The organism is Hyphomonas sp. L-53-1-40, from assembly GCF_000682775.1.
In the GTDB taxonomy this organism is placed as follows: domain Bacteria; phylum Pseudomonadota; class Alphaproteobacteria; order Caulobacterales; family Hyphomonadaceae; genus Hyphomonas.
Genome location: NZ_AWFI01000001.1, coordinates 432,809 through 445,879 on the forward strand (window position 1 = coordinate 432,809; position 13,071 = coordinate 445,879).

The window sequence follows — 13,071 nt, forward strand, 5'->3', positions numbered from 1 at the left end:
AGATGCGCGGCTCAGGCTTGGTTGACAGTAGCAGTGGAGGTTTCTACAGGCGCGATCGGAACACACTTTTCCGCATCGGGTTAGCCTGAAGACGGCTCGCCCTCCCTGAAATCCCAGCACGCCCTGGAGGCTGGAATGTTCAAGTCTATCTCCGCCATCGCTGCCCTGCTGTTTGCTGCTGCCATCCTCTATGCCGGCAACGGCTTGCAGAGCACGCTCCTGTCTGTGCGCGGCGACCTGGAAGGCTTCCCGACCGCAGTTATCGGTCTTCTGGCCTCAGCCTATTATGCCGGCTTCATCCTCGGTTGCCGCTTTGTGCCTGGCATGATCAAGGGCGTAGGGCATATCCGGGCCTTTGTGGCACTCGCCTCGATCGCATCGTCCAGTGCGCTGGCGCATATCCTGTTCGTCGATGCCACGCCATGGGCCGTGTTGCGCTTCATTACAGGCTTCAGCTTTGCGGGGCTGACCATGGTGCTGGAAAGCTGGATCAATGAGCGCGCGACGAACGAGAACCGCGGCAAGGTGCTGTCAGTCTATCGCATTGTCGATCTTGGCGCCGTGACCATCGGCAACGGCCTGCTCGCGATTGCGCCGCCGTCGGGCTTCCAGCTGTTCGTTCTGGTTTCCATCCTGATCTCCATCGCACTCGTCCCGGTGGCGCTGACGCGCTCGGATTCGCCTGCACCGCTGGAGACGGCGAAGCTCGACATTGTTCAGCTTTATCGCGTCTCGCCCGTCGGCGCCGTCGGTGCAGCTGCCGCCGGACTCGCCAATGCCGCTTTCTGGGGCATGGCACCGGTCTATGTTCAGGAAATCGGGTATGGCTCGGCCATGATCGCGGCCTTCATGAGTGCCGCGATCATCGGAGCAGGCTTGTTCCAGTTCCCCATGGGCTCGCTCTCTGACAAGGTAGACCGGCGTTTCGTGATCGTGGGCAGCTCGCTGCTCGGCGCTGGGGCTTCGGCATTGTTGGCAAGCTTTGCTGGCCTGTCCCAAAACGCCTTGCTTGGCTTCAGCTTCCTGTTTGGCGCTTTCATCATACCCGTCTTCGGCATTTGCGCTGCGCATGCCAATGACCATTCCGCGCTCGGCAAGGCCGTCGCCACGAGTGGCGGCCTGCTCCTGCTCTATGGGGTTGGATCGGTGATTGGCGCCCTGGTTGGCGCTCTCGTGATGAGCGCATTTCATCCGGCCGCACTGTTCTGGTATATCTCGGGTGTATATCTCGTTTTGGCCGTGTTCAGTCTTCTGCGCATAGGCATCAACCGCCCAAGCATCGTCGGCAAGAAAACTCGCTTCATTCCGATGGCGAAAAGCCCGCTAACGCGCGTCTATCGCAAGCGTGCGAAGCCCCAGCCCAAAGCCTAGGCCAGCCCCGGCCGCCACGCATCGCGCAGATGAACGGGCAGGCGACTCGGCGCGATGGCAATGATGTCGTATCGCCAGCCATGGTCTGAATAGCTGGGATGCTTGGCCATCCAATGGTCGGCCGCGCGGGAAATTCGATTCCAGGCATGAAGTGTCACGGCGCCGAGCGCTGCGTTTGCTCGCCGACGTGCCTTCACTTCGACAAAAGCAACTATGCCGGATTTCTCCGCAATCAGATCAATCTCGCCAACCGGCGTGCGCACGCGTTGCGCGAGGATGCGATAGCCCTTGAGGCGGAGGTACAAGGCGGCAAGTGTCTCGCCCGCGCGGCCACGTTTTTCGGCAGCCGTGCGCTTGGCGCTGGGGGCGCGCCCTTCAGCCATCGGCTTTCAGTTGCAGCGCCCGCTGGTAAACGTCGCGCTTCGGCAGACCCAGCGCTTCGGCTACGGCATTGGCTGCGGCCTTGGTCGGCTGGCCATCCAGTGCGTCGCGCAGGGCCGCATCGAGGCGTTGGGGCGTGACTTCATGTTCGCCCGGCGGGCCGACCAGCAATACAATTTCGCCACGTGGCGGGCCGGACTCGGCATAATGCGTGGCCAAATCAGCAAGCGTGCCTCGGCGGGTTTCCTCGAACATCTTGGTCAATTCCCGCGCCACCGCCGCGTCACGGTCCCCCAGCACAGAGGCAAGGTCTGCCAGCGCATCGGCGAGGCGCGGCCCGCTCTCATAGAAGATCAACGTGCCCGGCACCGCCTTTAGCGCTTCGGCGGCAGATTTCCGCGCGCCGGATTTTGGCGGCAGGAAGCCTGCGAAAAGGAATTTGTCACTTGGCAGGCCGCTGGCGACCAATCCCGCCAGCATGGCCGAGGCGCCCGGAATGGGGATGACCTTTACGCCAGCCTCCAGGGCTTCATGCGCCAGTTTCCAGCCCGGATCGGAAACAAGCGGCGTGCCAGCGTCGGAAATCAGTGCGATCTTCGCGCCGCCTTGTAGTGCCCGTATCAAGCCCGGTCTCCGTTCCGCCCCATTATGGTCATGATAGGGGCTGAGGCGAGCCTTAAGGCCATAGGCAGACATCAGCTTTCCAGCGACGCGTGTGTCCTCTGCCAGCACTTCATCGGCAGCGGCCAGCACGTCCAGCGCGCGCAGGGTGATGTCGCGCAGATTGCCGATCGGGGTGGAGACCACATACAGGCCCGGATCCAGAGATACAGCCGGTTGCCCCTTGGGGAGACCGCGCCTAGAGTCGCCACCGGCGGGAATCGCCCCGGAGTCAGAAGGATCAGGAGATGACATTGCTTCAACCATTGCTCAGGAAGCTTCCCGCGCCAAGTCTTCTGTTGGCATCGCTGCTTCTGGCCACCGCCTGTGCCACAGCGCCTGCTCGCCAGCCAGTGCCCATCGGCACCGGACAGCCCCGCGAGGAGCCTGTTACGGGCGTGCCGCGCGACTTGGGCGACATACCGGGCGAAGAAATCGAAATCGGCGACATGGAAGATTTGGGCGACGCAACGCGCGGCCGAGGCGACCGTGGCCTGACCCCACCCTTCATGCAGGGACGTGAGATCAAGCGGGCAGCCGTGCTGCTGCCCTTTTCTCATCCGAACGCCAATGTCCGCGCCGAGGCCGAAAGCATGCTGGCAGGGATTGAACTTGCCTTGTTTGAATATGCCGACAAGGATTTCCTGATTATCCCGAAGGATACCGCCGGCAAGACCTCCGTGGCCGAGGCGCGCACGGACGAAGCCTTTGAAGACAAAGTGGATGTGATCCTTGGCCCGCTCTTTGGCGCAAACGTGAAAACCGTGCGGGAAATGGCGCGCGAGGAAGATATTCCCGTCATTGCCTTCTCCAACGACCGGTCTGCGGCAGGTGGCGGAGCCTATCTCGCTTCCATCTCACCGGACGAGGAAGTCCGCCGGGTCATGGAATATGTGGCCGCGCGCGGCGTAGACACGTTTGTTTTTCTGGGCCCACGCTCGGATTACGGGCGTCAGGTTGAGGCCGCAATGCGGTTTGAAGCCTCCCGGCTTGGCGCCGTCATGGCCGCCTCAGCCTTCTATGGCGAGGATAGCGGCGCAGGTGCCGAAGCGCGCCAGATCGCCAGCGTCCTCAAATCCGAACTGGCCGGCCGTCCCGGTCGCGTGGCCGTGATGATCCCTGAACGAGGCGTCAAATTGCTCTCGGTAGCGCCGTTGCTGCCTTACAACGGCGTCGATATGCGCCAAGTGAAGCTGATCGGCACCTCTTATTGGGATGATTCCAGCATCTGGCGCGAACCGACCCTGCGCGGCGGCTATTATGCTGCCACAGACCCCGGCAACAAGAGCGCCTTCACCGAAACCTATCGTCGGATCTATGGCCGCGCGCCAACCGATCTGGCTGCACTGGCCTATGATGCAGCCGCATTGACCGTTCGCCTCGCCGCAGATGACAGTCTGACCTATGGCGGCGTGACCGATCCGGACGGCTTTTTCGGAGTAAATGGCCTGTTCCGCTTCCGCATTGACGGCACGTCCGAGCGCGGCTTGGCGGTCATGCAGATCCAGCCCGGTGGCCCTGAACTCGTCGAAGGGGGCGTTCAGTCCTTTCCCACAGGCCAGACCGGCCCAAGCTGAGCCTGATCATTACGTGGCGCGACCTGTGACATTCCCTTGCACCGGCCGGTCACGTCCCCCACATGTGCGGCTGATCTGAGACAATTCTGGAAGACGATAGCCATTCCATGAGCAAGCGCGACTATTACGAGATTTTGGGCGTATCCAAGGATGCGGACGAGAAGCAACTCAAGTCCGCCTACCGCAAGCTGGCGATGAAGTATCATCCGGACCAGAATGCCGGGAATCCTGAAGCCGAAGAGAAATTCAAGGAAGTGGGCGAAGCCTATGCGGTTCTGAGCGATGCTCAGAAGCGTGGTGCCTATGACCGGTTTGGCCATGCCGCCTTTGAAAATGGCGGTGGGGGCGGGGGCAACCCGTTTGGCCAGGGCGGCAATCCGGACGATATTTTCTCCGACCTGTTCAGCCAGGTTTTCGGCGCAGGTGGCTTTGGTGGTGGACGTCGCCGTGGCGGGCCACAGCGCGGTGCAGATTTGCGCTATGATCTGGAAATCACTCTGGCTGAAGCGTGGGCCGGCAAGGAAGAAACCATTCACGTGCCCCAGGCCGTGCCATGTACAGGCTGTGACGGCTCCGGCGCAGCGCCCGGCACCAAGCCGGAAACCTGCGAGACGTGTGACGGCCATGGCCGCGTGCGCGCCCAGCAAGGCTTCTTCACGATGGAGCGCACCTGTGTGCGGTGTTCCGGCAAGGGAAAGATCATCAAGAAGCCCTGTAAGGAATGTGGCGGCGCAGGGCAGGTTCGCGAGGAGCGCAAGCTCCAGGTGAAAATCCCGGCAGGCGTCGAAAGCGGTATGCGCATCCGCCTGTCCGGCGAAGGTGAGCCTGGCGATCAGGGCGGGCCGAGCGGCGACCTCTACATCTTCGTCGATGTCGTCGAGCATGACATCTTCGAACGCGACGGACCAAACCTCTATTGCCGCGCGCCCGTGCCGATGGCGACGGCTGCACTTGGCGGCGAAATCGAAATCCCGACCATTGATGGCGGCCGTGCCCGCGTCGTGGTGCCGGAAGGCGCCCAGACCGGCCGCAAACTGCGTCTGCGTGGCAAGGGCATGCCCTCGGTGCGCCAGTCAGGCCATACCGGCGACCTGTTCGTGGAAATGTTCGTGGAAACCCCGCGCAACATGACCGCCCGCCAGAAAGAACTGCTGCGCGAATTCTGCGACTGCACCGGCGCCGATTGCCACCCGGAAAGCGAAGGCTTCCTCGGCCGCATCAAACGCTTCTGGAGCGGCGACGCCGACGAGCACCACCGCCCGAATTAGCGGCAGCCTTCCGCCCAGTTCAGCACCGTGTCGATCAGCGCATCTCGTGACCACGAGAACGAATGATCGCCCGACAGGATTGCACTGGTTGCATCGACACCCGGCTCTGCTTCGTAGGCTGCGATTAGCGGCTTGATGATGGCGTCCAACGGCACGGCTTCATCCTTGTCTGCTCCAACAATCAGGACCGACCGTCCGGCATAATTTGGCGCATAGGTCAGAGCATCAAAAGCCTCGCGATTATCGATCAGTTCGCTGACCATGGTCGTGCCATTTGTGCCTGCCAGCATCTGCAAGGAATCGCCATAGGCGATAAAGCCCGCTTTCCTATCCGGATCTGCCGCGAGAACATTCGCCACGACGCCAAAATTCGCAGGAGCCAGCCCGGCGGTGCAGGCAATGGTTTCATCCTTCGCGCCCGCGGCGAGGGCTGCCAATCAGGATCAGCCTTTCAGAATCGGTCCGGTAGGTCTCCGCATTGGCTCGCAGGAAGTCCGTCGCGGCGGCCACGTCTTCGATCACATGCGTGAATGAGAATGTTCCCTCACTGCCCCATGCGCCGCGATAGTGAAAGAACAAGACGTTGAACCCGTCCGCGCGCAGATCCTGCGCCAAGTCGAGATTTTTTTCGTTGCCGGGAAATCCATGCAGCAACAGAACGGTGGGATGGGGGCCGGGTCCTTCAGCGACATAGATCAGCCCGTTGAGCCGTTGCCCATGGCTCCGAAAGTTCAACTCGTTCAGTGCTGGCGGAAACTCGGTATCGTATGTCGGCGAAGTTTCAGTTGCCTCTTTCAGACTGGTGCAACCTGACATGAGCGCGAGCACTGCGGCGATCAGAAACAAACTTCTCATAGTGTTCTCCCCTCCAACCACCCTACCTGAAATCTGCCTCAGCCCAAACATGCTCGCGCGGGAACCGTCGCGACAGATGGATCGTTGATCGGGGCATTCATCACCCGAGAGACACGCCATGCCCTTCAGTTCAGACCCGGAGACGCTCTGCCGCGAAGGCGTGACGGCAGAGGCCATTGGCCTTGTCCGGTCAGACCCATCCAAGCCCGGCTGGACGCGGCGGCGGTGCGGCACAGGCTTTACCTACAAGGACGACAAGGGCCAGACCCTGAAGGGTGCGCGGGCCGAACGATGCCGCGCGCTGGTCCTGCCGCCGGCCTGGGACGAGATATGGATCTGTCCCCATCCACGCGGTCACATCCAGGCCACCGGACGCGACGAAGCGGGGCGACTGCAGTATCGCTATCACCCCACATGGTCGGCCGCGCGCAACTCGGCCAAGTTCGATGACCTGATCGCCTTTGGGCATGCCTTGCCGGAACTGCGCCGCCGCGTGCGTCATGATCTCACCTATTCGGATTGCCCGCGTGAGTTGCGCCTCGCTGCCATTGTCCGCCTGCTGGACCGGGGCGCACTGCGCATCGGCCGGTCGGGCCGCAAGACCTATGGCGCGGTCAGCCTGCGCAAGTCGCATGTCCAGATCGACGGCCACAAGATCATGTGCGCCTACAAGGGCAAGGGCGGCACGCCTCGTCGCGTCATTGTGAAAGATAAATTGTTGGCGAAGACCCTGGATGGTCTGATGGCCGAGCGCGGCGCGTTCCTCTTCCGCTCGCGCAAGGTCCGGCCCGCTGCGCAAGATGTAAACGCGTACATCCAGGAAACACTGGGCCTGTCCTTTACCGCCAAGGATTTCAGGACATGGAAGGGCAGCGTTGCCGCGATCGATGCCCTGACCAAGGCAGAGGACATCACCATCAAGGCGATCACGCAGGCCGCGGCCAACGTACTCGGCAACACACCTGCAATTGCCAAATCGTCCTATATCCATCCCGTTCTGCTTGATCTGGCCCGCGATAAATGCCGCCCGGATCAGGTTTGCGACGAGGCAGAGTCTCTTGCCGGGGAAGACCTGTTGCTCGCCGTGCTGGAGGCCGTGCAGCCCTTGGCCTGACAAAGGCTGCGCGCTGCAATTGCCCTGATGGGCCAAGCCTCTATGGTGACGGCGAAGGCGGCTGGAGCAGGGGGCAGATTTGGATATTTCACATCTTGATTGGGACAGGCGGCGCTGGGTACGCGAGGCGGTGCAGCGCATCAATGCGGATTTCAATCGCTCGGCTGACACTCATTTGATCAAGGTGGATCTGCCCGGTTTTCCGGAGCAGACTCTCTATTTGAAGGATGAGTCCACGCATCCGACCGGCAGTCTGAAACACAGACTTGCGCGCTCGCTCTACCTGTTCGCCCTCTGCAATGGTTGGATCGGGCCAGACACGGTTATCGTGGAAAGCTCGTCCGGCTCCACCGCCGTCTCGGAGGCCTATTTTGCGCGCTTGCTGGGCCTGCGTTTCATCGCGGTGGTTCAAGAAGGCGTCTCGCGCAGCAAGATCGACCAGATCGCCTTCTATGGCGGCGAGACCCGCGCCGTGCCGCCTGCGGACATCTATGCCGAGGCGCAGCGCATCACGACTGAACTTGGCGGCCACTATATGGACCAGTTCACTTATGCCGAGCGGGTTACTGACTGGCGTGGCAACAACAACATTGCCGAAAGCCTGTTCTCGCAATTGTCGATGGAGGCCCATGCCCTGCCGGACTGGGTGGTGATGAGCGCTGGTACGGGCGGCACATCGGCCACGATCGGCCGGTTTATCCGCTATCGCTGTGACATCGCCGCGAAGACGTCGCTCTGCGTCGCGGACCCGGAAAACTCGGTCTTTTATGATCATTATGAGACGGGCGACCCGGATATCCGTATCGGGACGAAGTCTCGTATTGAAGGTATTGGGCGCCCGCGCGTTGAAGCTTCATTCCAGCCAGATGTGATAGACCGAATGATGCGCGTGCCGGATGCGGCGTCCATCGCCACGATCCACTGGCTGCAGGATATTCTTGGCCGACGTTGTGGCGGTTCGACCGGCACCAATGTCTGGGCAGCACTAACTCTGATGCGCGAAATGCGCGCCGCCGGACAGGCGGGCAGCGTCGCGACCCTCATTTGCGATGGTGGCGAGCGCTATCTTGATACCTATTATGATGATGCCTGGATCGCCTCTCAGGGGTTGGACCTCACGCCACACCTCGCCAGCCTGCAAGAATTCACGCGAGATTGATTGCTCCATCGGATGGGCAACATGACGCCGCTTCGCATTTCCAACCGAGACGCTCGCCGCCTTTGGTTATGGACCAATGGGCTAGCCGAAACGCCTACCGGACAGCTCGATGTGATGGGCATGCTCCACGCCCTTGGCTTCGTGCAGATTGATACAATTCGCAATGTGACCCGTGCCCACCACCACATCCTGTGGAGCCGAAACCAGAACTATCGAGAAGAGATGCTTTGGCCGCTTTTGGGCAGAGATCGTCAGATCTTTGAACATTTCACCCATGATGCCTCGCTCATTCCCATGGCGTATTTGCCATACTGGCAGCGGCAATTCCGTCGCCTCGGTGCCAAAGTGGCCCGGCATGAATGGTTCCAATCCGGCCTTGCGCAAGAACAGATTGCCCAGATCCGCGCCCGGATCGAAGCTGAAGGCGCTTTGTCGACGCACGCCTTCGACACCAAGGCCACCAGTCGCGAAATGTGGGCCCGGCCACCGCACAAGAGAGCACTCGACCAGATGTGGTATGCGGGAGACCTCGCCACCTGTTACCGACAGAATTTCGTCAAATACTACAATCTTCCAGATCGTGTTTTTCCTGCCCATCTTCGCGATGGGCCGCCGGATCACGAGCAGATAGACTGGCTCTGCCAGAACGCGATCGATCGGCTCAGCTTTGGCACAACCGGCGAAATCCAGCGCTTCTGGGAAGCGATGAGTTCGGCAGAGGCAAAGTCATGGGTGATGAGCGCCAAGCATCTGGTTCCGGTCGAGATCGAGTGCGCAAATCGGCGAACGTTTCTCGCCTATGCAGTCCCGGAGATCGAAGCCCGGCTGGCGACCGCTGCGGCGCCGACGAGTCGCTTGCGCATCCTCAATCCATTTGATCCGGCGGTGCGAGATCGAAACCGCCTCGAACGGCTCTTTGGGTTTGATTATCGCAATGAAATGTTTGTTCCCGCCGCCAAGCGGCGCTGGGGGTACTATGTCTACCCGCTTCTCGAAGGGTACCGTTTCACGGGGCGTATCGAAATCAAGGCAGATCGGGCGAAGGGGTGGATGAGCGTGACCGGCTTTTGGCCCGAGCCGAACGTCAAATGGACCCCGGCTCGCCACGATAAACTGAACGCCGAGCTTACCCGATTTGCCCGCCTCGCCGGGATTGCGGATGTTAGATGGGCCATCTGAGTCACAACGGGACACCAGACATACGCTGCGGTTTATTCCGGGTGGGGTGGTGGCGGACCACGTCGCTGGCTGGCGTCGCAGCTGGCCGAAGGGGAATCCAGTACGCATCCGGTCTGGCCAGTGTGACAGCCAATGATGGCGTTACTGCCGGGCGTGTCGACGTGATAGTGATAGCCCAGCCCCGAAATATCATGTCCACGACAGGTATCCAGATCCGTGGGCTCGGTACCATCCGTATTCAAACGCTCATGGATTGCGTAGCCATCCATCGCCAGTCCGATCATGGGGGCGTGCCCATCGGGGCTTTCCACGCCTTTGAGGCAGTCTGTCGCCGCGTGCAAATGGTAACCCGCGAATGGGTTTACATGTCCGCCGCAATCGTCAAATGGCGCCAGTGTGTGCGCGGACAGGATCGCGTCTGTAGGCGCGGACGCATCCATTTTTGCGCCGCTGAAGGCGACCCCGACGCCACCGTGATCCACGCGAGGGGCGATACGTGAGGCCGCAGTGCTCTCCAAGGGGATCACAAATGTCTGGGTCAAGCCTTCATCGAGGTATGAAATCTGGCATTCGACGCAATGATTTTCATAGGCCAAGTCGACATCGGACCTTGCCGCGGCCTCGCAAGCAATTTTGTTGTCGGTGACATTTATCTTTCCGGTCTCCGGGTCGAACATCTGCCAGACATCGTCCTTGTAGAATTCCGGCAAATTCTGGATGAAGCTGCCATCGGCGTCATAGACTTTACCGCCGTCCAGCCAGATGCCAGCCATGTCCGGACCGTCGGAAATATTGCGCGGGCACCAGGGGCCAATATCGAATTCTGATGGTTCAGGATTCAGGGTCAGTGAAAGGCATTGGGTCTCAGTGCCTTCTGATAATGTACAATCGACGACACTTGGGCCTTTTGAAAGTGCCGCCGGGTCGAACAAGGCGGCAATTGGGGGCAGTTCGGTGGGGGCGACGGCGTGAGCGACATCGGGCTGATCCTGTTGACCTGTCGCTTTCGTGGGTTCGGCGCAACCAGCCAACAAGCAGGCTGCCGAATAAGCGCCCGCGACTTTCAGGGTGAAATAAATGCGCACGGTGAAGGCTCCCGGAATGGTAAGATATTCAGAGCCACACCGAACGAAGGGTGAAGGGCCTGTGATCGTGTCTATTCTCGTTGAAATGTTGTCACACTTTGTCAGCATAGTCTAAAAGAGCAGCGACCAACCGCCCGAATAGCGAGTTTATCATGAGCATTACGATCTATCACAATGCAGACTGCGGCACGTCTCGCAATGTGCTTGAAATTATCCGCCAAAGTGGCGTTGAGCCGGATGTCGTTCAATACCTTCAGCGCGGTTGGACGCGAGAACTGCTGGCGGGTTTGCTGGCCGCAGCGGGTCTGACACCGCGCGAGGCTTTGCGAACATCCAAGAGCCCGGCTGAGGAGCTTGGTCTGACAGATCCGGCGGTGGATGATTCCATACTTTTCGAAGCCATGCTGAAACATCCCATTCTCGTGAACCGACCCATTGTTGTTACCAAAAAAGGGACGGCTCTGTGCCGTCCCTCTGAGAAAGTGTTCGATCTGTTGGATAACCCGCCTGCCAGCTTCACAAAGGAAGACGGCGAGACGATCCAGTCTGGTCCGGTTTGAACCTAGGCCATTTCGGTTTCGGCCTTTGCCTGTTCCAGCCAGACACGTGCGTCGGCTTCATCGGCAAGCTCATAGACTTTCAACTCGGTGTCGGGCAGGGCCACCGCCTGCATCTTCGCCGACTGGCGTACCCATGCCTGGTCGGTGAGAACAGCGACCTTGCCAAAGCGTTTCTGTAGGGCAAAGAACTCAGCCTTGCGTGACCAGTCGCTGGCGACATTGTGGAGCGTGCCCAGATCCATATGCTGCAATCGCACCAGCAGGCTGCCGGGATCCTCCGCGTCAGTCTGCTCCATGATTTCATCAACAGCTTCCGGCATGGTGTCGGGGTTCAGTTCGCCCTGCGCGTCGATGGTGGTGAGGTGATTGGTTTCAGCTTGGATTGTATAAGGCATGAGTCTCCTGATGGGGTTGCTTCTTCATAAGCAACGCTTTGAGGAGGGAGGCGTTCCCGCCCAATTGCATATCGGCGGAAGCGCGAAAAAAAAGCCCGGCCCAGGCAAGCCTGGACCGGGAGAGGATTGAACAGATTGGAGTAAGCTTCTGGGAGGAAGTTTAAATCCGTTCAATGATGATTGCCGGAGCCATGCCGCCAGCAGCGCACATGGTGACCAGGCCATAGCGACCGCCAGAACGTTCGAGTTCGTCGAGTGCGGTGCCGATCAGGATGGAGCCAGTGGCACCAATCGGGTGGCCAAGCGCCATAGCGCCGCCATTGATGTTCACTTTTTCCCGGTCGAGCTTGAGATCGCGGATGAACTTTTCGGCCACCACCGAGAAGGCTTCGTTGATTTCATAAACGTCGATGTCGTCTGTGGTCAGGCCAGCTTTTTCCAGCACTTTCTTGGCCGCCGGAACCGGCGCGTTCAGCATCAGGGTTGGATCGTCGCCCATATTTGCCGTGGCCACGATGCGGGCACGTGGCTTCAGGCCGTTCTTGTCGGCATACTCTTTCGAGGTGACGAGGATGGCGGCTGCGCCGTCCACAACACCGGAAGAGTTACCGGCATGATGGACATGGTTCATCTTGCCTTCGAGTTGTGGATATTTCTTGGTGACCATCGCGCCATAGGTGTTTCCCTGATCGTCGACCGGAATTTCCATGAACATGTTGAAGACGGTTTTCAGGCCGGACAGGCTTTCCATGGTTGTGCTGGGACGCGGAAACTCGTCCTTGTCGAGCGCCAGTGTGCCGTCGCGATTGTAAACAGGGATCAGGGACTTGTCGAAACGCCCTTCATCCATGGCGCGCTTGGCGCGCTGCTGGGAGGTCACGGCCAGCTGGTCAACGGCTTCGCGGTCGATGCCTTCCAGCGTGGCGATCGCATCGGCGCAGACGCCTTGCTGGGATTGTGGGTGCATCTCGCGCAAGTGAAGGTTACCGGCGTCCATCATTGGTGGATTTTTTGGATCAGCCGTCGATGCGGTGTAGCTCATCATCTCACAGCCGCCCGCGACAACGCAGTCTTCCATACCGGACATGATCTGCGCGGCAGCAAGGGAAACGGTCGTAATGCCAGAGCCGCAGAAGCGGTCCAGCGTAACGCCGGAGGCTTTCACGTCGAAGCCGGCATCGAGGGCAGACATACGGCCCATATCGGCGCCTTGTGCGCCGCGCTGGCTGGATGTGCCCCAGATGACATCATCTACGGTGGCCGTATCAAGATTATTGCGGTCTCGGATCGCGCTCAGCACGGTTGCGCCCAGATGCTGGGGGTGCAGGTGCGCGAGCGACCCTTTTCCAACCTTGCCAATGCCTCGCGGTGTGCGCACGGCGTCGATGATATAGGCCTCAGCCATCTGATCTCTCCCTTGGGTTTATGATTTTCCCAAGTTTACGCGCACGTAAGCGTAAATCCAGC

General features: G+C 60.1%; 14 protein-coding genes. 7 read left to right on the plus strand and 7 right to left on the minus strand.

Going from position 1 to position 13,071, the window contains the following annotated elements; genetic code table 11:
* Positions 1-135: 135 nt before the first annotated feature.
* A complete protein-coding gene (locus tag L53_RS02105) occupies positions 136-1,371 on the plus strand; it encodes an MFS transporter (protein WP_034811089.1) in 1,236 nt (411 codons plus the stop codon).
* Here L53_RS02105 and L53_RS02110 read toward each other — a convergent pair.
* On the minus strand, positions 1,368-1,754 hold the full coding sequence (locus tag L53_RS02110; protein ID WP_034811091.1) for a YraN family protein: 387 nt from the start codon (positions 1,752-1,754) through the stop codon (positions 1,368-1,370). The two genes, L53_RS02105 and L53_RS02110, sit on opposite strands and share 4 nt — an antisense overlap.
* Positions 1,747-2,559 (minus strand): 16S rRNA (cytidine(1402)-2'-O)-methyltransferase, encoded by an 813-nt coding sequence (gene rsmI / locus L53_RS02115; RefSeq protein ID WP_233347489.1) that lies wholly within the window; start codon positions 2,557-2,559, stop codon positions 1,747-1,749. Before rsmI ends, L53_RS02110 begins: the two co-directional genes overlap by 8 nt.
* A 101-nt stretch (positions 2,560-2,660) precedes the next feature.
* On the opposite strand from rsmI, the gene L53_RS02120 reads away from it, so the two are divergent.
* On the plus strand, positions 2,661-3,989 hold the full coding sequence (locus L53_RS02120) for a penicillin-binding protein activator (RefSeq protein ID WP_084332980.1): 1,329 nt from the start codon (positions 2,661-2,663) through the stop codon (positions 3,987-3,989).
* Positions 3,990-4,096: 107 nt separating this feature from the next.
* The gene (gene dnaJ / locus L53_RS02125) at positions 4,097-5,257 is read left to right on the plus strand and encodes a molecular chaperone DnaJ (protein ID WP_034811095.1); all 1,161 of its coding nucleotides are present in this window, start codon (positions 4,097-4,099) and stop codon (positions 5,255-5,257) included.
* On the opposite strand, the gene L53_RS16135 is transcribed toward dnaJ, so the two are convergent.
* Together L53_RS16135 and L53_RS16140 are read right to left on the minus strand one after the other, a co-directional pair.
* The gene (locus L53_RS16135) at positions 5,254-5,694 is read right to left on the minus strand and encodes a hypothetical protein (protein WP_051607465.1); all 441 of its coding nucleotides are present in this window, start codon (positions 5,692-5,694) and stop codon (positions 5,254-5,256) included. The two genes, dnaJ and L53_RS16135, sit on opposite strands and share 4 nt — an antisense overlap.
* Positions 5,663-6,112, minus strand: coding sequence for a S9 family peptidase (locus L53_RS16140; RefSeq protein ID WP_156947786.1), 450 nt, complete (start codon positions 6,110-6,112; stop codon positions 5,663-5,665). The genes L53_RS16135 and L53_RS16140 overlap by 32 nt, the downstream gene beginning before the upstream one ends.
* Before the next feature lie 118 nt (positions 6,113-6,230).
* Between L53_RS16140 and L53_RS02135 the strand changes: the two genes are divergently transcribed.
* The 3 genes from L53_RS02135 to L53_RS02145 all read left to right on the plus strand — a co-directional run bounded on the left by L53_RS02135 (position 6,231) and on the right by L53_RS02145 (position 9,564).
* Positions 6,231-7,226 (plus strand): DNA topoisomerase IB, encoded by a 996-nt coding sequence (locus L53_RS02135; RefSeq protein ID WP_051607467.1) that lies wholly within the window; start codon positions 6,231-6,233, stop codon positions 7,224-7,226.
* Between the two features lie 79 nt (positions 7,227-7,305).
* Positions 7,306-8,385 (plus strand): PLP-dependent cysteine synthase family protein, encoded by a 1,080-nt coding sequence (locus L53_RS02140; RefSeq protein WP_034811097.1) that lies wholly within the window; start codon positions 7,306-7,308, stop codon positions 8,383-8,385.
* Positions 8,386-8,406: 21 nt separating this feature from the next.
* Positions 8,407-9,564 (plus strand): winged helix-turn-helix domain-containing protein, encoded by a 1,158-nt coding sequence (locus tag L53_RS02145; protein ID WP_051607563.1) that lies wholly within the window; start codon positions 8,407-8,409, stop codon positions 9,562-9,564.
* A gap of 32 nt (positions 9,565-9,596) precedes the next feature.
* On the opposite strand, the gene L53_RS02150 is transcribed toward L53_RS02145, so the two are convergent.
* Positions 9,597-10,649 (minus strand): YHYH protein, encoded by a 1,053-nt coding sequence (locus L53_RS02150; protein ID WP_051607468.1) that lies wholly within the window; start codon positions 10,647-10,649, stop codon positions 9,597-9,599.
* 152 nt (positions 10,650-10,801) lie between these two features.
* Between L53_RS02150 and arsC the strand changes: the two genes are divergently transcribed.
* Positions 10,802-11,209, plus strand: a complete 408-nt coding sequence (gene arsC, locus L53_RS02155) for an arsenate reductase (glutaredoxin) (RefSeq protein ID WP_034811101.1) — start codon at positions 10,802-10,804, stop codon at positions 11,207-11,209.
* A 2-nt stretch (positions 11,210-11,211) separates the two neighbouring features.
* On the opposite strand, the gene L53_RS02160 is transcribed toward arsC, so the two are convergent.
* Together L53_RS02160 and L53_RS02165 are read right to left on the minus strand one after the other, a co-directional pair.
* Positions 11,212-11,604 (minus strand): STAS/SEC14 domain-containing protein, encoded by a 393-nt coding sequence (locus tag L53_RS02160; protein WP_034811103.1) that lies wholly within the window; start codon positions 11,602-11,604, stop codon positions 11,212-11,214.
* 160 nt (positions 11,605-11,764) lie between these two features.
* Complete coding sequence (locus tag L53_RS02165; RefSeq protein WP_034811105.1) at positions 11,765-13,009, minus strand: acetyl-CoA C-acetyltransferase; 1,245 nt, start codon at positions 13,007-13,009, stop codon at positions 11,765-11,767.
* Positions 13,010-13,071 lie beyond the last annotated feature (62 nt).